19 protein-coding genes and 1 tRNA gene are annotated in these 21,095 nt (G+C 44.6%); 12 read left to right on the top strand and 8 right to left on the bottom strand.

Features of this window, described 5'->3' with window-relative positions:
- Nucleotides 1–15: 15 nt before the first annotated feature.
- Nucleotides 16–2,949 (bottom strand): M16 family metallopeptidase, encoded by a 2,934-nt coding sequence (locus PHEP_RS17500; RefSeq protein ID WP_015809316.1) that lies wholly within the window; start codon nt 2,947–2,949, stop codon nt 16–18.
- A 263-nt stretch (nt 2,950–3,212) separates the two neighbouring features.
- Between PHEP_RS17500 and surE (PHEP_RS17495) the strand changes: the two genes are divergently transcribed.
- The 3 genes from surE (PHEP_RS17495) to lpxB are packed head-to-tail and all read left to right on the top strand — an operon-like array spanning nt 3,213 to nt 5,472.
- Complete coding sequence (surE, locus tag PHEP_RS17495; RefSeq protein ID WP_036674772.1) at nt 3,213–4,058, top strand: 5'/3'-nucleotidase SurE; 846 nt, start codon at nt 3,213–3,215, stop codon at nt 4,056–4,058.
- A 7-nt stretch (nt 4,059–4,065) separates the two neighbouring features.
- Nucleotides 4,066–4,341, top strand: coding sequence for a hypothetical protein (locus tag PHEP_RS17490; protein ID WP_015809314.1), 276 nt, complete (start codon nt 4,066–4,068; stop codon nt 4,339–4,341).
- Entirely contained in the window at nt 4,342–5,472 is a 1,131-nt protein-coding gene (gene lpxB, locus PHEP_RS17485) for a lipid-A-disaccharide synthase (protein WP_015809313.1), read from the top strand.
- On the opposite strand, the gene PHEP_RS17480 is transcribed toward lpxB, so the two are convergent.
- The 4 genes from PHEP_RS17480 to PHEP_RS17465 form a co-directional block, all read right to left on the bottom strand.
- Entirely contained in the window at nt 5,403–6,665 is a 1,263-nt protein-coding gene (locus tag PHEP_RS17480) for a phage tail sheath family protein (protein WP_238326496.1), read from the bottom strand. The two genes, lpxB and PHEP_RS17480, sit on opposite strands and share 70 nt — an antisense overlap.
- Complete coding sequence (locus tag PHEP_RS17475; protein WP_015809311.1) at nt 6,616–7,185, bottom strand: acyl-CoA thioesterase; 570 nt, start codon at nt 7,183–7,185, stop codon at nt 6,616–6,618. The genes PHEP_RS17480 and PHEP_RS17475 overlap by 50 nt, the downstream gene beginning before the upstream one ends.
- A 12-nt stretch (nt 7,186–7,197) precedes the next feature.
- On the bottom strand, nt 7,198–8,802 hold the full coding sequence (locus PHEP_RS17470; protein ID WP_015809310.1) for a Na+/H+ antiporter: 1,605 nt from the start codon (nt 8,800–8,802) through the stop codon (nt 7,198–7,200).
- 136 nt (nt 8,803–8,938) lie between these two features.
- Nucleotides 8,939–9,012: transfer RNA gene (locus PHEP_RS17465), tRNA-Ala, on the bottom strand.
- Nucleotides 9,013–9,157: 145 nt separating this feature from the next.
- Here PHEP_RS17465 and PHEP_RS17460 point away from each other — a divergent pair.
- Both PHEP_RS17460 and PHEP_RS17455 read left to right on the top strand, forming a co-directional pair.
- Nucleotides 9,158–10,474 (top strand): alpha/beta fold hydrolase, encoded by a 1,317-nt coding sequence (locus tag PHEP_RS17460; protein WP_015809309.1) that lies wholly within the window; start codon nt 9,158–9,160, stop codon nt 10,472–10,474.
- A gap of 59 nt (nt 10,475–10,533) precedes the next feature.
- Complete coding sequence (locus tag PHEP_RS17455; protein ID WP_015809308.1) at nt 10,534–10,893, top strand: response regulator transcription factor; 360 nt, start codon at nt 10,534–10,536, stop codon at nt 10,891–10,893.
- A gap of 79 nt (nt 10,894–10,972) precedes the next feature.
- Here the strand turns inward: PHEP_RS17455 and PHEP_RS17450 are convergent, their stop codons facing one another.
- On the bottom strand, nt 10,973–11,737 hold the full coding sequence (locus PHEP_RS17450) for a DeoR/GlpR family DNA-binding transcription regulator (protein ID WP_015809307.1): 765 nt from the start codon (nt 11,735–11,737) through the stop codon (nt 10,973–10,975).
- Between the two features lie 278 nt (nt 11,738–12,015).
- Between PHEP_RS17450 and PHEP_RS17445 the strand changes: the two genes are divergently transcribed.
- The 5 genes from PHEP_RS17445 to PHEP_RS17425 are packed head-to-tail and all read left to right on the top strand — an operon-like array spanning nt 12,016 to nt 17,840.
- A complete protein-coding gene (locus tag PHEP_RS17445) occupies nt 12,016–13,302 on the top strand; it encodes an MFS transporter (RefSeq protein WP_015809306.1) in 1,287 nt (428 codons plus the stop codon).
- A gap of 49 nt (nt 13,303–13,351) precedes the next feature.
- Complete coding sequence (locus PHEP_RS17440; RefSeq protein ID WP_015809305.1) at nt 13,352–14,311, top strand: 2-hydroxyacid dehydrogenase; 960 nt, start codon at nt 13,352–13,354, stop codon at nt 14,309–14,311.
- 28 nt (nt 14,312–14,339) lie between these two features.
- Nucleotides 14,340–15,788: an FGGY-family carbohydrate kinase gene (locus PHEP_RS17435; protein WP_015809304.1), complete on the top strand. Its 1,449-nt coding sequence runs from the start codon at nt 14,340–14,342 to the stop codon at nt 15,786–15,788.
- A 2-nt stretch (nt 15,789–15,790) separates the two neighbouring features.
- A complete protein-coding gene (locus PHEP_RS17430) occupies nt 15,791–17,245 on the top strand; it encodes an FGGY-family carbohydrate kinase (protein ID WP_015809303.1) in 1,455 nt (484 codons plus the stop codon).
- Nucleotides 17,238–17,840 carry a histidine phosphatase family protein gene (locus PHEP_RS17425; RefSeq protein WP_015809302.1) on the top strand — a complete coding sequence of 201 codons (603 nt, stop codon included), beginning with the start codon at nt 17,238–17,240 and terminating at the stop codon, nt 17,838–17,840. The genes PHEP_RS17430 and PHEP_RS17425 overlap by 8 nt, the downstream gene beginning before the upstream one ends.
- Before the next feature lie 158 nt (nt 17,841–17,998).
- Here the strand turns inward: PHEP_RS17425 and PHEP_RS17420 are convergent, their stop codons facing one another.
- Nucleotides 17,999–18,907: a diacylglycerol/lipid kinase family protein gene (locus tag PHEP_RS17420; RefSeq protein WP_238326495.1), complete on the bottom strand. Its 909-nt coding sequence runs from the start codon at nt 18,905–18,907 to the stop codon at nt 17,999–18,001.
- A gap of 74 nt (nt 18,908–18,981) precedes the next feature.
- Here PHEP_RS17420 and surE (PHEP_RS17415) point away from each other — a divergent pair, with 74 nt between their 5' ends.
- On the top strand, nt 18,982–19,713 hold the full coding sequence (surE, locus tag PHEP_RS17415; protein ID WP_015809300.1) for a 5'/3'-nucleotidase SurE: 732 nt from the start codon (nt 18,982–18,984) through the stop codon (nt 19,711–19,713).
- A 28-nt stretch (nt 19,714–19,741) separates the two neighbouring features.
- Here the strand turns inward: surE (PHEP_RS17415) and PHEP_RS17410 are convergent, their stop codons facing one another.
- Nucleotides 19,742–19,990 (bottom strand): hypothetical protein, encoded by a 249-nt coding sequence (locus tag PHEP_RS17410; RefSeq protein WP_143715770.1) that lies wholly within the window; start codon nt 19,988–19,990, stop codon nt 19,742–19,744.
- A gap of 110 nt (nt 19,991–20,100) precedes the next feature.
- Here PHEP_RS17410 and PHEP_RS21755 point away from each other — a divergent pair, with 110 nt between their 5' ends.
- Nucleotides 20,101–20,793 (top strand): DUF4377 domain-containing protein, encoded by a 693-nt coding sequence (locus PHEP_RS21755; RefSeq protein WP_049772280.1) that lies wholly within the window; start codon nt 20,101–20,103, stop codon nt 20,791–20,793.
- Nucleotides 20,794–21,095 lie beyond the last annotated feature (302 nt).

The raw sequence follows: 21,095 nt of genomic DNA, 5'->3' as shown, positions 1-21,095 counted from the left end.
TTTTCAATACCTGGTTTAATAACCAAATATCTGTTCCAGGCTCAGCTTGGTCACAGTGCCAAATTTCTGCAGGTCTTCCATCTTTACGTTCTTCTCTGAAGCAACAATGCAATAATTATAGGCCTTGTTGGCTACATTGTTTTCATGAAAGGTTTTTATGTCCCCAAATGTAAGGGGTTTTAAACCCTGGTATACATCCATTCTCGAATCATGGTCAAAGCCCAGTTTCTTATCGGAAAAGTAAGCGCCAATAATGTCGTTTTTGGTAATCCGGCTGGTTTCAATGGCATTCAGCGCATTGTATCTTGAAGCATCAAAAGCCTTGTCTGTTCGTGGTAAGGTATTCAGTAGTTCGTTCATGCCTTTAACGGCATCATTCATTTTGTCGGCCTGGCTGCCTACATAAGCCACCATGGTGTAATTTTTCTCTTTTTTATCCGGTGAAGAAAATACAGCAAAAGTAGAGTAGGCCAGGGCTTTTGATTCACGGATGGTCTGGAATACCACAGAACCCATACCACCTCCAAAATAGCTGTTAAATAAGTTTATTTTTGGTGCCCATGCCTGGTTATAAGGCCCGCCGTTGCGTACCCAGCGGATTTCCGACTGCACCATGTCATAATCGGCAAAATATACCTTGTTGCCATTTTCGGCCGCATAGCTGAATTTTTTAGCAGGGGCTTCGGGTGTAAATTCTTTGGGTAAATTGTGTAGTTTACTGATGCCCGCAGTAAAAGCAGCCAGTGTTTGTGGTCCGTAATATGTAATGGTATGCTTGTAGTTGTTGATGTTGTGCAATATATAGACCAGCTGATCTGAAGTTATGTTCTTTATTTCTTCGTTGCTTAGGGTATAGTTGAAGGGATTGCTGGCGCCATACTGTGCATAAGTGGTTAGGCCACTTAAAATAGAGGCTTTATTGAGCTTGTTGTTTTCCCTTGATTTTAAGATGCGGCTTTTCAGTTCTGTCAGGGCCTGCTCATTGGGTTTGCAGTTGGCAAAAATATGTTCAACCAGACTTACGGCCTGATCAAAATTTTCCTGCAGACCGCTGATGTTGATACTGGCCACCTCATTGCTCACATTAAAGGAATAACTGCAGGCGATGTTATAAAACTGTTTGCTGATCTCTTCTGCGGTGTATTTGTCGGTACTTAAAAAAGCAAGGTACGAGGCTGCATAAGGTTGTAGCCTATAGTTCCAGGCACCAATATCAAAACGGTAGGTCAGGTTAAAAATACTGTTGTCCTTGTTTTGTACGGCAATTACATCGGCAATGCCGGCCTTTCCAAAGTTCAGGTCTTTTTTATAATCTAAAAATTTAGGCGCAATGGGTTTTACCTGCATGGCCAGCAGGTTTTTAGTGAATTCAGAGGTCTCGCCGGCATTGGTGTTTACTGGTGTGATGACCGGTTTTTCTACCTTCTGTATACTCTTGTCTTCGCCTTTGTGCTTAAAGGCTATTACATAGTTGTCTTTAAAAAACTGGTTGGCAAAATCTATCACCTGCTTTTTGGTTATTTTGGCCATGGCATCCAGGGCATTTAAAGATTTGTCCCAGTTTTCGGCACGGTTCAGGATAAATTCATTGGTTACAGATTCTACCCGGAAACTGTTCTTGTCAAAAGCTTCCAGTAAGCCCAGCTTGCTGTTGGCTACCGTAGCTTTGATCAGGCTTTCATCAAAATCTCCCTTTTTAAGGATGTCCAATTGTTGCAGCAATAACTTTTGGGCTTCTTCCAGGCTCTGGCCTTGTTTAGGTTGTGCAATAAGTGTGAAAATGCCATAATCTTTCATCTGCTGGTAACCTGCGCTTGAGCTCAAGACTTTTTGCTGTTTGTTTAAGTTGATGTCGAGCAGTCCCGCTTTTCCATTAGATAGGATGCTCGAGATCAGGTCGAGCAGCATGCTTTGGGTTGTATTTTGTGCATAACCCCTGTACGACATCCTTACACTTTCGGCGCTTGGCCCATAAATGTCTATTTTTTGCACCTGCGTAAGTGGTTTTTCAGGTGCCGGATTGTACAGCTCAAATGGTTTGGCTTTCATGTAAGCAAAGGCCTTATCTACTTTTTTGATCATCTCGTCGGGGTTAAGGTCGCCGGCAAGTGCAATGACCATATTGTTGGGTACGTAATATTTGTTGTAATATTTTCTGATTTCCAGTAAGGAGGGATTCTTCAGGTGCTCAACAGTACCGATGGTGGTTTGCTGCCCGTAATTATGTGTGGGGAACAGCAGGGCTCCGGTTTGTTCGTTTACTTTCCAGCCATCATTGTCGAGCCCCCGGTTTTTTTCTTCATATACTGCTTCCAGTTCCGTATGGAAAATACGGAAAATGGGATTGCGGAAGCGTTCTGCCTGCAGGGCCAGGAACTGATCGGTCGCATTTGAAGGAAAATCTTCATTGTAAACGGTTTCTTCGTACCAGGTATGGGCATTGGTGCTCTGGCCGCCAATGGCCTTCATCATTTTATCGTATTCGTTGGCGATAGCGTAGTTAGAGGCTTCTCCTGATGTTTTATCGATCTGGGCATAGATTTCCTTGCGTTTTGCCGGATCTGTGGTTTCGTGGTACTGTTCGTACAAAGCATCTATCTTGTCCAGCAGGGGTTTTTCTTTGACAAAGTCCATTGTGCCAAATTTATCGGTGCCTTTAAACAGCAGGTGCTCCAGGTAATGGGCCAGGCCGGTGGCTGTACGCGGATCGGTATTGCTGCCGGCCCTTACGGCCAGGCGGAATTCAATAATCGGCTCTTTGGGGTTTGGTGATAAAACAACCGTAAGTCCATTTTTTAAAGTATAGAAACGGGATTTTGTAGGGTCGTTGGTTACGTATTTATAAGTGTAACCACCGGAAGAGGCTGTTTTCCATTGATAAGTGGACTGCGCCATCAGGCTTGTACCTGTTATCAGCAAACAGACAAGCAATAATAATTTGTGTTTCATTAAATATAAGTTTTAATACGGTTGTGAAGCTGGCTGTTTAATTTAGACAGATCCAGCTTTAATAAGTTACGGTCAAATATAAGCTGATTACTGAATTTTTATGCCCTAATTCTTGTACTTTTGCTGCTACAAAGGTTATAAGGGTTTTTGTGTATTAAAACAGGTGATTTTAACACATTGCCGGGCCCTTTAACTGAAGCAAATCAGTATAAAACCTTATTGATTTTCCGGATCACAGGGTAAAAATGATTAATTTTAAACAGATGAAAAAGCAAAATTCGAGACCCAATATTTTAGTAGTGAACGATGATGGCATTACCGCTCCGGGAATTAAAAACCTGATAGATGTAATGACAGAACTGGGCAATGTGGTGGTTGTGGCGCCTGATGGGCCTCAGTCTGGCATGGGCCATGCCATTACGATCGGTAAACCATTGCGTTTTGATGCAGTAGATTTGTACCCCGGTGTAGAGATGTACAAATGTTCGGGTACCCCGGTAGATTGCGTGAAGCTGGCCGTTAACAAGATCTTTAAGGGTAAAAAGCCCGATCTTTGCGTTTCGGGGATTAACCACGGTTTAAACAATTCCATTAATGTGATTTACTCAGGCACCATGTCGGCCGCCGTAGAAGGGGCTATAGAAAATATTCCTTCTATTGGGTTTTCACTGGATGATTTTTCTCAGCAGGCCGATTTCAGCCATTGCAAAAAATACATTAAGGTCATTGCAGAACAGGTGCTGGCGCATGGGCTGCCTGCTGCAACGCTGCTGAACGTAAATTTCCCAAAAGGGGATGGCTTGAAGGGCATAAAGATCTGCCGGCAGGCCAATGCGAAATGGGCTGAAGAGTTTGATGAGCGTAAAGACCCGTACGAACGCCCGTATTATTGGCTAACAGGTGTTTTTCAGAACTATGATAAAGGTGAGGATACCGATGTATGGGCTTTGGAGCATGGTTTTGTATCGGTAGTGCCGGTACAGTTCGACCTTACTGCACACCATGCCATCCCGGTATTGAACACCTGGGATTTTGATGCAGTGGATGCTAAGCCAGAAACAAAGGCTGCAGGCAGAACCCCTGCACCCGACGGATTATCATTAGGTTAAAAAGGAGATGCAGGAACAGCTGAAACGTCTTAAGAACTCTGTATTTACAGGCCTGGGTATCGGACTGCTTATTCCGGGTATCCTGCTGTCCATTGTATGGTACATGATGCACAGATTCGCATTTTTAGCCAAGGCCGATCTGCTGCTGATTGGCTGCATTGCTGCAAATGCCTTACTGATGCATTATTTTTTCAAACTGAACAAGGAGAACATTGGCCGGGGCATTATCAGTGCCACCTTTTTATGGGCTTTTGCTTTCTTTTTTTATAAAATAAACCGGTAAATGAGGTATTATTTAATAGCTGGCGAAGCTTCCGGTGACCTGCACGGGGCCAATTTAATGAAAGCCTTAAGGGCAGAAGACGGGGCTGCCGAATTCAGGTATTATGGCGGCAATAAAATGAAGGCCGTAGGTGGTGTACTCGATAAACATTACTCGGAGATGGCTTTTATGGGCTTTACCGAAGTGCTGCTGAACCTGAGGACCATTTTTAAAAACATTAAGGCCTGCAAAGCTGCAGTAATGGCCTATCGGCCGGATGTACTGATCCTGATCGATTTTCCTGGCTTTAACCTCAAAATAGCTGAATTTGCCAAAGCAAATGGCATGATGGTCTGTTATTACATTTCGCCAAAAGTATGGGCCTGGAACCAGAAAAGGGTACTTAAGATCAAAAAGGTAGTAGATAAAATGTTTTGCATTTTGCCTTTTGAAGTTGATTTTTACCGGGAATGGGGCATGGAGGTTGATTATGTGGGCAATCCTTTACTGGATGAAATTGCCCAGTTTACACCTGATCCCGAATTCCGGAAGAAATACGGACTGGAAAAAGAGCTGATTGCCTTATTGCCCGGCAGCCGCCGGCAGGAGATTGAACGCCTGCTACCGGATATGCTGAGTGTAACGGCACAATTTCCTGATCATCACTTTGTGGTGGCGGCAGCACCCAGTTTTGACGAAGCGTATTACCGGCAGTTTATAAAAACGGAGAATGTAACCCTTGTTTTTTCGCAGACCTATAACCTGCTGCAGGTAGCTAAGGCTGCAATTGTGACTTCGGGAACAGCAACCCTGGAAACGGCCTTGTTCCATGTACCGCAGGTGGTGGTGTACCGCGGCGGTGCAATTTCTGTAGCTATTGCCCGTGCACTGGTCAAAATCAGGTTCATATCGCTGGTTAATTTAATTATGGACAGGGCTGTGGTTACCGAGCTGATCCAGAACGATTGCAATACCGGCAACATTACGGTTACGCTGAAAAATATACTACAGGGGCCCGTAAGGGAAAAGATGCTGGACGATTACCGGGAGCTTTCCGCTAAAATGGGTACTGCCGGAGCTTCTCAGCGCACAGCCAGACTGATCCTGAACAGTATGAACTCTGCAGGTCGTATGGCGGACATGCCAATCTGAACAATCATCCTTCCTTCCTGGATATCCAGCGCGGTCATGCTCAGACCGAGGCCAATGGATACATGAAAAGCATGTTCAGGTTTAGCGCCCTGTAAAGCCCCTTGCTGCCATAAGTCATACAGATAATTTTCCAGCATAGCACGTACCTTTGTCCAGGTATTGGCATCATTAGGTTCAAATACGAAATTGTTGAGTGCTTTTTTGCAGCTTTCTTCCACCATGATAAACAAGCGGCTTATAGAAATATAACGCCATTCATTGTTGTTACCTGCCAGGGTCCTGGCGCCCCATACTACTACGCCTTTACCGGTAAATGTCCTGATCACATTGATCGATTTTCCTGCCACTTCATCTACATTAAGTTCATCCTGTGCCCGGCTGCTGATTTGTTTTGAGGGAGCGGATACCAGGTTCAGGCTTACATTTGCCGGTGCTTTCCACACACCCCGGTCACGGTCGGTAGCCGCATAAACACCCGCTATGGCAGCTGATGGGGGAAGGACAGCCGAATGGAGTGTAGTTTTCAGATAAGGGTGGTAGGCTGCGCCATATTTTAAATGGAGCGGGCCAATGCCATCTGCGCTGCGCAGGGTCTGGGGATCGTCTCCATAACAATCGATCAGTACAAAACGGTCCTTAAGTTGGGCAGCCTGTAATAATGCCGCCCGGTATACGGTGTATGCTTCAGCGGCAGTGTGCAACAGAACGGCCTGGGGAATGACCAGCAGGCTGGGTTCGTCGTACCTTTCTGCCATTGCCAAGCCTGCAAGCAGGTTGTCAATAGCAATCGTTTCCAGGGCATTTCCAACGCTGACGATATGGCAGGGGCCGCCTCCGTTCGCGAAAAATAGCTGCAGGTGGGGGTATAGGCTTAAACTGCCGGATGTTGTTTTTCCGAAATAACTTTCGTATTCCAATAAGGAACTGATGCGTTTGGCCTCGCTTACAGGGATATCATTGATCAGCACCGATGTCAAAGGATCATCTGTACTAATTCCTGCTTTTTCGGTATAACCAATAAATATGGGGATGGCTGTAGGTACCTGTGCTACCGATGGAGGTAAACCTGGTATTTCTTCTACATATACACCCGGGGCTTTATACGTTTTTGCCATACCTGAAGTTACGATTATTTCTTTGAAGTCAGGCCAGTTTGCAGCGCTCACCGGCCAGTAAGGCCATGCACTGTTCATCTTTTTCAGGAATGCTGACCTGTTCCAGTTCTTTGTTGTAACTGCGTCGGATGTCTTTACGGCTTTTGGCCTCAATAAAGCGCCTTACCTGGTCGTGGTTCTCCAGTATCAATCCGGGTACCTGTACGGTTACATTTTTCTCGTCTTTGGCCACCATGGTAAAGTAACAGGTATTGGTATGTTTGATGGTGTTGGTTTTCACATTTTCGGAAATTACCCTGATGCCCACCACCAGTGAAGTGTTGCCCACATAGTTAATGGAAGCCATGAGTGAGACGAGTTCGCCCACTTCTACAGGTTCCAGAAAATTGACCGTATCTATAGAAGCTGTAACACAATAATTGCCTGCATGTTTGGCTGCGCAAACGTAAGCCACTTTGTCCATTAGCGACAGCAGGATCCCACCATGTATTTTTCCGCCGAAATTGGAGTAGGCGGGGATCATCAGTTCTGTAAGTACGGTCTGTGAAAAGCTTACCGGTTTATAGTCTGTTGGTTCAGATTGAGGGGTTTGGGTCATGATGCTTATAGGTTAATGCTTGTTTAAGCGCGCTTCTTCCAGGTCCAGGTTGTCTTCCATATCACGCAGTACTTCATGGTCGTATTTTTTTGTGGCTTTCATTTTTCTCAATCCCTTTCTTCTCAGCTCAATCAGTTCCAGCATGATCTGTCGGTAAAGCCTTCTTACCGATACCACCTCTTCTTTTTGTGATTGCGCTATTAAAGTGCGTTCAGTAGCCCTGATGCTTCTTTCCAGCTGCTCCTTAACGCGGGCGATGGTTTCAAACTGGCTCATTTCGTTGCTGTAATGCTGGTTAAGGTAGTTTACACATTCTTGTGCCAGCTGCATGCGGATGGTTTCCAGCTGTTCATCTTCGGGAATGTGCTCGTCAATTTCCTCCACTTTAAGTACCCTGAGGAACACCGGCAGGGTTAGGCCCTGGAATACCAGCGTAACCAGGATAACTACAAAGGTGATAAAAAGGATCATGTTGCGGTGCGGAAATGCCGCCCCGGTATTTAAGGTAAGCGGTATGGCCAGTGCAGAAGCCAGGGAAACTACGCCACGCATACCCGCCCAGCCAATGATGAAGGGCAGTTTCAGGCCCGGACTTTTTTCTCTTTTGCGGATACGCGGACTTAAAAACCGGGGAATAAATGCCGAAGCATAGACCAGTATGATCCTGGCAATGATGACAATGGCACTGATGATGAGGGCATATTTAATGGCTTCTTCCATGGAATAGCCCTCCAGTCCGGCCACAATGACCGGCAGTTCCAGTCCGATCAGGATAAATACAAAGCCGTTCAGCAGAAAACCTACAGTGGCCCATACTTCCTTGCCCTGTATGCGGGTATGGTAATTTAGAAAATCACCTGAACGGAAAGAAAGGAATAAACCACCGCTGACTACAGCCAATACGCCCGACCAGTGAAATTCTTCTGCTACGATATACATCAGATAGGGAGCTATTAAGGTGATGGGGGTAGTGATATTGGATGATTTGGCCCAGTATTTCAATACAAAGTACAGGAGGTGAGCAATAACCAGGCCCACCACAACACCCATGATGGCCAGGATGAAGAAATCGGTAACGGCATCCTGCAATACAAACTTACCGGTAAGGATGGCTGCAAGTGCAAACCTGAACACGGTGAGGGATGCGGCATCGTTGACCAGGCTTTCGCCTTCCAGTATGGTTAAGCCTCTTTTGGGCATGCTTACACCCTTTAATACTGAAGTGGCGGCTACAGCATCGGGAGGTGAAATGATCCCGCCCAGCAGAAAGCCAAATGCAAGGGTAAAGCCCGGGATAATGCTGACCGAAAAATAGGCTATGGCCAAGGAAGTAATAAGTACCAGGCCGAAGCCCATCGAAAAGATGGAGCGCCGCCATTTCCAGAAATCATTCCAGGAAGTATACCATGCGGCCTCGAACAAGAGCGGGGGCAAAAAGATCAGGAATACGATGTCGGGATTGACGTTGATGACCGGCATGCCAGGTATAAAACTGATGCCGAGCCCGCCAATCACTAAGAATATAGGGTAGGAGATCTTCCAGCGCTGACTGAGCAGAAAGAGCAGGGCCATGGCAAAAAACAGTGCAAGGATTAAAAGAAGGTTGGCATGTATCATGTACTAAAATAGGAATTTGCTTAAAATATTTGTGCTTATCCCGTTAAATTTATCTGAGCGGTGCTGTGCCCATACCGGGAAAAGAAGAAATGCCTGAAAAACAAAAAAGCTCCGGTTAATCCGGAGCTTTTTGCGGTGGAGAATAGCGGAGTCGAACCGCTGACCTCTTGCCTGCCAGGCAAGCGCTCTAGCCAGCTGAGCTAATCCCCCGTGTGGCCTGCCGGTGCTCAAAACCACCAGCGTGGGGCAAAAGTAATTAAATTTAGAAACCCTGCAAATTAAATGTTAAAATATGTTGGCTGACCAGTCATTTATTTAAAGCTAATGCTAACTTTGGTACAACTAAACCCATAACATGAAGAAAATATTATTGCTGTTTTTAGCGCTTTTCATTTCTACTGCCTCATTTTCGCAGGGTATCCTGAATCTTTTTGGTCGTTCACAGGACTTGTTCAAGCTCTTGTCGGAAGATAAATATACCGAGGCCTACAGTTATTTTGATCCGGCTTTCCAGGCCAAGGTAACAGAAGCCAATATAAAAGACCTGTGGGCAAAACTCTCAGAGAAATTTGGTAAGATGGAAAATGCAGGGGTGGTAAGCAGCAAAACAGAAGGAGATTTTTACACAGTTATCCTTGAAGTGAAGTTTGCCAATGATTCACAGAATTTTTTACTGGCCTTTAATAAAACAGAAAAAATAGTTGGACTTTACCTGCAACCGAAAAGCTCTGCTGCTGCTTATACGCGGCCGGTTTACGCCGATACTGCTTTGTATAAAGAAAAAGAGATTTATGTAAAAACACCGGGTCATAGCCTGGTTGGTATGTTAACTGAGCCCAAAAAGGGGAGTGGCTATCCGGTAGTGGTATTGGTGCATGGCTCTGGGCCCCAGGATATGGATGAAACCATGGGCCCCAACAAGCCCCTGAAAGATCTTGCGCTGGGCCTGGCTTCCAAAGGGATCGCCAGCATACGCTATGTGAAAAGGACAAAGGTCTATCCGATGGATTTTGTAGGTGCAAATACCGTTAAGGAAGAAGTTTTGGATGATGCACTTGCTGCCATTGCCCTGGCCAGGACCCTGCCTGAAGTAAATAAAAAACAGCTCTATCTGTTTGGCCATAGCTTAGGCGGAATGCTTGCACCCAGAATAGCCCTGCTTGCGCCTGATCTGAACGGTATTTTACTGGCTGCTGCCCCGGCAAGGTCTTTAACAGATATTATTGTTGAACAGAACAGGTATTTTTTTGAACTTGCAAAAGATACAACGGCTGCAGGAAAACTGATGCTCGATAGTGTGAACAAAAAGCTGGATGTAACCAGGATTACAAAACTGGGGACTATAAAAGCCGATTCTGCTTTATTTGGATTGCCCGCCGCTTACTGGATAGATCTGAACAATTACAAACAGGTAGAAACTGCTAAAAAGTTGAAACAACGCATTTTTGTTGCGCAGGGTGGCAACGACTTTCAGGTTTCAGTAACCGATTATAACCTGTGGAGTGCTGCTTTAGGAAAGAAAAAAAATGCTACACTTAAGTTATATCCTGACCTTAACCATCTGTTGAGTTCTCAGACAGAAAAAGGTACTTTGCAGCAATATGACGGCCCGGCAAATGTGTCTTCAGTATTGATTGATGATATTGTGGCCTGGATAAAAGCAGGGACCTGAGAATTTATGGCAAAATTGTTGCTATGAAACCATTAGTTAAACGTAAAGCTATTTAAATTATGATCAAAAGAATCCATGTGCTTGAAGATGATGAAGATATCAGATACATTATTGGCGTTTTATTGAAAGATGAAGGGTATGAACTACAGCTTTCCTCGTCATTTGATGAACTAAAAAGTAAACTAAAAGACTCTGTGCCTGATTTATTTATTTTAGATGTAATGTTACCGGACGGAGATGGTACTGATATTTGTACAGATCTTAAAACCGATGCATTTACAAAGCACATTCCGATCATTGTAATGTCTGCGAATGACAAGAATAAAGAGCGGAGCATTGCTGCCGGCGCAAATGATTACATCAGCAAGCCTTTTGATATTGATTACATTGTTAAAAGGATCAATAAACTGCTGAATTAAAAAGGTCTTGTTTTTAGGATAAAAGAAAGCCCGGCAATTTTGCCGGGCTTTTTGTTACAGTTGATATTGGTAAATATGATCAGGCAATGATCACTTTTACGCCCTTGTCTTCTATCATTTTTACTGTTTGCGGAGATACCTTACTGTCGGTAATCACATAGTGCACCTGCTCAAATCCACATATCTTACCCAGGCCCCTGCGGTCAAACTTTGTACTGTCGGCCATAATTACCAGTGTCTGGGCAGTTTCAATCATCTTCTGGTTCAGGGTAGCTTCGGCAATATTGGTAATGGAAAAACCAAAGTCGAGGTCTATCCCATCAACCCCAAGGAACAATACACCACAAGAGATCTCGGCGAGGATCTTTTCGGCGTGTGCCCCGGCCACGGAAGAGGAGTTGGGCCTGATCAGGCCACCCAGTTGTAACACTTCCACATTGGGGCGGTTGCTCAGCTCCAGCCCAACTTTTAAAGCTGGTGTAATTACGGTTAAATGTTTACTGGGGTATAAGCAGCGCGCCAGTTCAAATACGGTTGTCCCGGAACCGATGCTGATCGAATCGTTCTGTCCGATAATGGACAGTGCTGCTTTGGCTATCTTTTGCTTTTCTTCAGAATTGATAAATTCTTTTTCATTGATGGTACGTTCTGTTGCATAAGGGTTGTTGATAGACCCACCGCCACGGGTGCGGAAAAGAAGGTTTTTGTCTTCAAGGAGTTTCAAATCCTTTCTTATTGTTACGCCCGAAACCTTCATCAGGTCTATAAGTTCAATAATATTTACTTTGCCGTTTTTCTTCAGCTGCTGAATAATAAATTCATGGCGCTCGGTAATGTTCTTCATTTATTAATGGCTTTAAACACTATTTATAGATTGTTAATATTACGAAATTTCTATAATACAACCTATAATTCTCCAAATATAGTAAACTAAAACAATTCACAATTCTTTAATATGAAGAGTATTGCAGATTGATGTTGAAGTTTTATTATTGCTTTCTAAATATTTATTTCTCTTTTATTTTGTTTTATTATGTTTAATTTCATTCTTTTGGTAAAAGAAAGATCAGAATACATAAAACGGAACAACGCGAAGGCAGATAAACAAATAACCAAATATAAATGAAACAAGAATTAAACTCAGACAATTCCCTGCTCGGCAGGGCAGGTATCCCAAAGCAGCTGGCGTGGGGCTATTTAGGGATCATGATTTTTATGATGGGAGATGGCGTGGAGCAGGGCTGGCTCAGTCCCTACCTGATCGGACGTGGAATGACCATCCAGCAGTCGGCCTCGCTGTTTACGGTCTATGGCATAACCATTGCCATTTCTTCCTGGTTTTCCGGGGTACTGGCCGAAGGTTTTGGTCCAAAAAAGACCATGCTGATGGGCTTGCTGCTTTATATTCTGGGTACTGCAGGTTTTGTGGGCTATGGCCTGCCCGATCTGAATTTTGGGGTGATGTTGATTACTTACGCTATAAGAGGCTTTGGCTATCCGCTATTTGCCTATTCGTTTTTGGTTTGGATAACTTATCGCAGTCCCGGTAAAAAGCTGGGCGCTGCGGTAGGATGGTTCTGGTTTGTTTTTACCGGCGGTTTAAACGTATTTGGCGCTTACTATTCGAGCTGGGCAATTGAGCACCTGGGTTATCTGGATACCTTATGGAGTTCTATCTTCTGGGTATTGCTGGGTGCTTTCTTTGCTTTGGTATTAAATAAAGACAAGTTTGAAGCTTCGGCGGGTAAAAATACCTCTTCCAAAGCTGAAGAACTGGCCAAGGGGCTCATCATCATGAAAGAGGAGCCTAAGGTGTTACTGGGCGGGATTGTCCGCATCATCAATACCACGGCGCAATTTGCATTTCCGGTGTTCCTGCCCACTTATATGGCTGCGCACGGCTTTACTACTACAGAATGGCTGCAGATATGGGGTACAATATTTACCGCTAATATCGCTTTTAACCTGATCTTCGGGTTTGTAGGAGATGGTTTTGGCTGGCGGAATACGGTGATGTGGTTTGGTGGCATCGGCTGTGCCCTTACCACTTTACTGTTCTATTATTCGCCGGTATTGTTTGGCAGCAGTTTCTGGATGGTGATGTTCTGTGGTGTTTTATGGGGTGCCCTGCTGGCGGGCTATGTACCTTTGTCGGCCCTGGTCCCATCCCTGGTTAAAAAAGATAAAGGGGCTGCCATGGCCGTATTAAACCTTGGTGCCGGTCTGGCTGTATTTGTAGGCCCGGCCATTGTGGGTATTTTTATTGGCAGCCTGGGTAATGAAGGTGTGGTGTGGATACTTGCCGGTCTGTACCTGCTGAGTGCCATCCTGACCCGCTTTATCACTTTGCCCGATAATGCCAAAACCGCCCATTCCAATGAGCCTGCAGCGGTTGTTGCGGCAAATTAGCTAAGCATACACACAAATAAGCATTTAACAACAATAATAATAAGCATATATGAGGATACTGATTACGGCCCCTTACAATGAGCAGGGACAACAGACATTGGCAGAAAAACTGGGCGAAGTGGTTTATCGTCCATGGAAGGATCTTGGCCGTGCATTTCATGAAGACGAACTGATTGAGTTGTTGGCAGAGACCAAAGCTGATGCCTTAATTACAGAACACGATCACGTTACCGCAAAAGTTATTACAGCTAATCCACACCTTCAGTTTATAGGCGTATGTCGTGGAACCCCTTCCAACGTATCGCTGGAAACAGCTAAGGCAATGGGTATCCCGGTATTTCATACCCCGGCCAGAAATGCGCAGGCAGTAGCCGAAATGTTCCTGGCAACGGTAATTGACCTGATGAGAAATACTTATGCCGGTGTGGCCTGGTTAAAGGACCGGAACTGGACAGCGGATGCGCACACTTCCTACCTGCAGTTTAAAGGGAACGAAATGGCTGGTAAAACCATCGGTATGGTTGGCTTTGGTGCAGTAGGCCAGCGCATAGCCAGTATGGTCGAGAACTTTCCGTGTTCCATTAAATTTTACGATCCTTACCTGGAAAATTTTGATGCCAGGTATACCAAAACTTCACTGGAAGATGTATTTGCCAGCAGTGATATTGTTTCGATCCACCTTCCCGTAAATGAGGCTACCATAGGAATGATCGATAAAAGCCTGATCTCGAAAATGAGACCTGATGCCATATTTGTAAATACGGCACGTGCCAGCGTAGTAAAACGTGACGACTTGCTGGAAGCCTTGGAAAACAAGCGCATCAGAGGTGCTGTGCTGGATGTGTTTGACCATGAACCGCCTGATGAAAAAGATTACCGCATCATTAACCTGCCGAATGTACTGGCTACACCGCACATTGCTGGGGCTACGCATGAGGTAGAGGACCACCATGTCGAGATCATGAACAACAGGATCATGACGTGGTTTGCACAGGAAAAGGTAAATTAGGTGGGCGTTATTACAGATTAAATCAGACATGACAAATCAGGAAGCATATATTGTAATTGACATTGGTACTGGAAATGTACGTGTGGCTGTTGCAACTACTTCAGGAGAGATCCTGGGAATTGAAAGAGAGAACCTGCAGAACCATAAGGATGAATATTATCCGGAGGCACTGTATTTTGACCCGAATGCGCTTTGGGAACAAATCCTGCGTTTGGCAGGTAAGGCATTGAGCCAGGCACCGGGTGTTAAAGTGATGGCTTTAACGGCTACAAGTCAGCGTGAAGGCATCGTGCTGATCGGCAAAAAAGGCGAATCGCTGATTGGCCTGCCAAATATTGATCACAGGGGCAGGGAGTGGGACAGCATGATCAAGGACAAGAGTGCGGTGTATCAGCTAACCGGCCGTTACCCTACTTCATTGTTCTCGGCCTTAAAAATTGTAGGGATTAAACACAGAAGGCCAGAAATCTGGAACGAGTTTGCTACCTTTTTGAGCATTAGCGACTGGGTAGAATATAAGCTGAGCGGTGTGTTGCACTACGAACATTCTCAGGCTTCAGAGACCTTGCTGTATGATGTAGAAAAGCACAACTGGTCGCAACAACTCTGCAATGTATTTGAAATAGACCCTTTGGTACTGCCCGCGCTTACTTTGTCGGGCACTGTACTGGGTACCATTTTGCCAGCTGAGGCCACCGCACTGGCCATCAATCCGGAAGCAAAAGTGATTGTTGGTGGTGCAGATACGCAATTGGCCATCATCAGTACCAAACCACTGGAAAATGATGTGGTCATTGTTTCGGGTACCACTACGCCGATCATTAAAATTACAGGTGAATACATTACTGATGAGCAGGAGCGCACCTGGACCAGTCGACATACTGATGAGCGGAGTTTTATCCTGGAAGCGAATGCAGGGGTAACGGGCCTGAATTATCAGCGCCTGAAAGAAATTTTTTATCCGGTTGAAGGTTATGATGTGATTGAAAGGGAGCTTAAGGAAGTTACCCATTTTCAGTGTATTGCCTCGCTGGGCTCTTTGGTAGCCGATGAGAAAACACCACTAACCCGTGGTGGTTTTATATTTGATGCGCCAGTGTCGCATTTGCTAACCAGGGGCAGCTTTGTATGGGCAACCCTATGGGACATTGCCTGCAGCATCAGTGAGAATTATAAAAGTCTTTGTGGTGTAACCACGCATGAACAGGATTATATATGGGCCTGTGGCGGAGGTGTGCAAAGTGCTACGCTGCGACAATTTATTGCAAACCTGCTGCAAAAAAAGGTAATCATCAGGAACAGTTACAGGCAATCGTCGGTAGTGGGTGGTGTATACATCTGTAATAAAGCTTTGGGCAAAGCGGAAATCGAACCTTTTGTACTGGAAGAAACTGTGCCTCAACAAAATGAACAGCATACACGGCTGTACGAAGAATGGAAAAAAACAAGGGCTTCATTTATAGAAATATTTAGTTAAATATGGCACCTTATTTTATAGGAATAGATATAGGCACACAAGGGGCAAGGGTAGTATTACTGGACGCCGCTGGAACAGTGCTGGCCAGTGCAGCTGAGGTATTTCCCCTGAATGAAGAGTCGAGGGAGGAGCAGTCGCCCGAAGTATGGTGGGCAGCCTGTGTAACCTCCTTAAAAGCGCTGAAAACCAGTGTTCCTGATGTCGATTTTACGGAGGTACTGGCTATGGCTGTAACTTCTACTTCGGGTACAGTGATCCCTTTGGATGCGCAGCACCAGCCCTTGCACAATGCGATCATGTATAGCGACAAGCGTTCGGGTAAGCAGGCCAAAATATGTACTGCGGCAGCTGTTAAATACCACAATAAGGGTTTTACGGCATTTAACAGTTCAAGTGCACTGGCCAAGATCGTTTGGTTTGGTGATACTTATCCGGAAAAGGCAGCGCAAATAGCTAAATGGATCCATGCGGCGGATTACATTACCGGGAAATTAAGCGGGCGTTGGGGCCTGACCGACTATACCAATGCTTTTAAAACGGGCTATGATGTAAGCGATTACGAATGGCCTGAATATTTATATACCCATCTGCCTTTGAAAAAATCCTGGCTGCCGGAAGTGTTCCCTTCGGGAACGGTGATCGGTACTTTGGATCCGGCTGTTGCCGCTTCACTGGGTCTGCCTGCGAGCATACAGGTAACGGTAGGTATTACCGATGGCTGTGCCTCACAGATTGCATCCGGTGCAGTGAAACCAGGTGAATGGAACACGACGATTGGTACCACCATGGTTATTAAAGGGGTAACGAAAAAGCAGATCGTGGATGAAGAGGGCCGTATTTATAGTCACAGGCATCCTGCTGGTTACTGGATGCCAGGAGGTGCAAGCAATACGGGGGCCGACTGGGTAACGAATGAGTTTGGGGATAACCTGGAAGCATTGGGCAAGGCTGCAGAAAAGCTGATCCCTACAGACCTGATTGCTTATCCTTTGCGCCAGCATGGCGAGCGTTTTCCTATGGTGGCTCCGGATGCGGTGGGCTTTGAACCGGAAGGTTTATCGATGGCAGAGCGTTTTACCGCCAATATGGAAGGTGTAGCTTATCTGGAGCGCTTTTCTTTTGAGCTGATACAGGGCTTTACCAATGAAAAGATCAGCGCTGTTTTTACTGCAGGTGGTGGGAGCAACAGCGAGGTATGGTTGAAAATACGCAGTAATGTGCTGAACCTGCCCATTTATAAGATGAAGGAAGTGTCGGGCGCTGTTGGTGCGGCAATTCTGGCCGCATCGAACACCCATTTCAGTTCACTTGCTGATGCCGTGGCTGCTTTAACAACCATTGATAAGGAAGTGCATCCGGAACCAGAACTGGCTGCCGTGTATAATAAAAATTACCACAGGTTTTTAGACCTGTTACTGGAAAAAGGTTACATTAAAAAGGGAGAACTGCATGCTTAATGTTTATTTGCTCCGTCATGGAGAAACACAATACAATGCCGATGGAAACCGCTATTGCGGCAGAACAGATATAAACCTGACGGCAAAAGGAATGTCCCAGGCCAACCTGGTGTACGAGCAACTTAAAGGGATGACCTTTGATGCCGTTTACGCTTCGCCCCTGAAAAGGGCTTTATATACGGCTGAGATTGCTTCAGGAGTTAAAACTGTACAAACAGATGCACGTTTGATAGAGGTAGATTTTGGGAATTGGGAAGGCAAAACGAAAGAAGAATTTATAGCTGAGCATGCAGGGCTTTGGGATAGCTGGATGGAAGATCCGGCAATAGCAAAGGCTGGTGGTACTGGCGAGAGTGCTGCAGAAGTAGTGGCCCGTGTGGATGATTTTTATCAGGAGCTGCTGCGTAAACATCCTTCAGGCAAGGTACTGGTTGTTGGGCATAACGGGATCAACCGTTTATACCTTGCACATAAGCTAGGTATGCCTTTAAAGCATTACCGCCGTATTGTACAGGAAAATTCTTCCATTACTTTGTTCAGTTTGGATGAAGGTGGAGAGATGAACTTAAAATTATTAAATAGCAGGATAAAATAACCGTTCTCTGAGAAGGTGATTTTATTTTCTAGAAGGAAGCCTATTGTTCGTGTTTTTATATACTTGGTATGCTTGGGTATGACATTGTACGATTTACTTAAAAAATAGCATATTCCTTCTGAGGCTGGAATAAGTTTTGGGAAGGAAAAGTTGGCCGCCTAGCTTTTAGCAGCTTTAATCTTTGATGGGGTAACCATTTCGAGCAGGCTGTCAATCAGGGAAATTTTTAAGATGGGGTGATTGGTTTTGATGATCTGGTCATCCGCATGCATGTCTTTCCCCTTCCAGTTGATATGGAGGCTCTTGGTGCGAATAGGTTTAATTGGGAAGACCGGATCTTTGAGCCCGATTTTGTTGCTGAGATAGGTCTCCATTTTTTTTCTGTCTTTTTCAGTTACAATGACGACGTCAAAAAAACCATCTTCGGAGTCTGCATCTTTACTTATTTTTAATTGCGGACCCAGGTAAGAAATGTTCATGACCTCGATCATGATGGCCTTGTCTTCGATCAACTGCCCATCAATTTCCAGTTTAAACGGAACGGATTGGTAATTTTTACTGATGGAAAAAAGGGTTTCCAGCGCAAGTTTAAATTCCTGTTCAGGAGTTTTAATGTGGGCGGTGTCCATTTTTTCCAGATCCTTCATCAATCTGGGAAAAATACCAAAGCCAAAAGATTCGATAAAATAGGCTGTTTTCTTTAAGCCGACCACCTGGCCAACATCAAACTTTTTAAGGTTGTACTCTGCCCAGGAATGGATATTTATGGCATTGTTTGAGGGGATGTTTAATGAACTGGCAATGTTGTTGGCTGTTCCAAATGGCAGTAAGGCTATGGGGCGTTTGTACTTCAGTTTCTTATTAAGAAGAGTGATGATGGTTTTTCTGATCGTTCCATCACCACCGGCGATGACGATAAATTCTGTCTCCGGTGATATGGATTTCAGTATTTTGTTTTTAGAGGAGCTGTAAACACAGCGATAACCGTGGGATTCGATCAGTTTAACGATGTTTTTCCTGGAATAATCACCTTCTCCAGCAGTGGGGTTGTGTACTAATCTTACCAATTTACCCGGTTTTTTCATATCGACTGAACAATATGGACCTTAATAAGGTTTTGAATGTACCTAAATAATTTATCATGAAGATCCTGATTACAAATGATGACGGCATATACAGCCCGGGAATTGCCGCACTTGCAAAAATTGCGCTGAGGTTTGGCGAAGTAAGGATAGTGGCTCCTGATGTAGAGCAATCGTCCATGGGCCATGCCATCACCCATTCCAGGCCATTATCCATAAAAAAATCACCTATAGCATTTGAAGGTATGGAGGCTTACCGGGTAAATGGTACGCCTGCCGACTGTGCTGCCTTAGGCTTACACATTTATCCGGATACCGATGTGGTGTTGTCTGGTATAAATATGGGGCCAAACCTTGGCAATTCTATGTGGCACTCCGGTACACTGGCAGCAGCCAAACAGGCCGTTTTACTGGGCGTGAAGGGAGTTGCCCTGAGTACTCCGGTAGGGAAAACCGAGCCGGATTTTGAAGGGCTGGGCAAGTATGTAGAACAGGCACTGGCAGAGTTGCTGAATACTACTGCTCTTGGTTTATACAATGTGAACTTTCCGCCCAAGCCTATTGGGATCAGGTGGACAAAACAATCTGTCCGGCTTTATGATGGCAAGGTGGTGCCAGGAATAGATCCCATGCAAAGAAAGCATTACTGGATCACTGTATCGCCACTGGCAGCGGCAGAAGAAGGAACTGACAGATGGGCTGTTGAAAATGGCTTTGTTTCCATTACGCCTTTGCGGCTTGACCTGACCAATGAGATTGAACTGGTGCAGCATTTAGCTGTTGCAAAGTAAATCGTTGAAAGACCGTTAGTCCTGTTTTTTAATTGAGTGTAAATATAAAATCTGTTTCTGCCGAATTGCCTACAAAAAATTTGAGCGTGGTTTTGGGTGATTTTACCAATGGGGCAACGTGAGAGATCGTATCTGCAAATTGCATTTTTAATACCTCCATGTCGGTTTCTTCGGGTACCCGGATCAAAAGATCGCCACCACTGGTCCTGATCTTCCAATCTTCAAATGCTTCATCCTGCTGTAGCATTTTTTTCCATTCCTGTTGATACTTTCCCATAGCCTGCTGTTTATATAAAGTTAAGAACATTTACAGAAAAATAAGGTTTGGAAATATGGAAAAAGAACAATTGCCGCATCTTATTGTTATCACACATAAAATGAACGAATATGTTAAAATTGAGCACTTCGAAATTAATGCTGACGCTGCTGCTGGTTTTTGGTCTGTCGGCAGCCAGTAAAGCCGATGTAATTACCTTGGTGGTAAAAGAGGACCTGGCCAGTTGTACCGGGGTAGCGCCGATGAACTGTATGCAGGTGAAATATAAAAACAGCAAAAACTGGGAATTGTTTTACAGCCAGATTGCAGGTTTTACCTATAAACCGGGCTACCGGTATGTATTGCTGGTAAACAGGACCAAAAGGAAAAATGTGCCAGCCGATGCTTCTGCTTATGAATACAAGCTTAAAAAGGTATTAAAAAAGATAAAAATGAAAATTCCTGCTTCTGCCAATACCGCCTGGGATTTTGTACTGAAACATAAATGGAAACTGATTCAGATGAATGGGGTAACGCAAAAAGACTCCCCGGTGTATATGACATTTGACGGGGTGCAGAAACGGGTTAGTGGTAAATCAGGCTGTAATACTTTTTTTGGTGCTTATGAAAAAAGCGATGGTACGCTGAGCTTTCATCAAATGGCCGGAACCATGATGGCCTGCAGCGAAGAACTGAATAAACTGGAACATCAGTTTCTGACACTGATCGGTGACCAGACCTTTAAATATGATGTTGCAGAGCAGACCCTGAATTTATACCAGAACAACAAACTGGTACTGATGTTTGGGATGGCGCCTTTGTGATAAAAATAAAATATTTTAAAAAAATGGCTGTGCATTTTTGTGCACAGCCATTTTTTTGTTTGGGCCAAGATGGAAGTGGCCATATTTGCTTAAATCTTATTGCTGTTTTACGTAATACCTTGTTTTTTAGAAACAATAAGGTCGTTTTTCCCGCCAGCTGAACTTAGGCTTCGTGGTTTAATTGTGTTGTCTAAGTATTGTTTTTTATTAATTTTTAGGCTTAATATTAGTTTAATATTCTTTTAATATGTTATAAATACTTTCGAAACCATGACAGTACATAACAGTTATTAAGCTATTAA

The sequence above is a fragment of the Pedobacter heparinus DSM 2366 genome (assembly GCF_000023825.1).
GTDB classification, from domain to species: domain Bacteria; phylum Bacteroidota; class Bacteroidia; order Sphingobacteriales; family Sphingobacteriaceae; genus Pedobacter; species Pedobacter heparinus.
The sequence above is the reverse complement of the archived record's forward strand: the minus strand, read 5'-3'. Positions and strand labels throughout refer to the sequence as shown.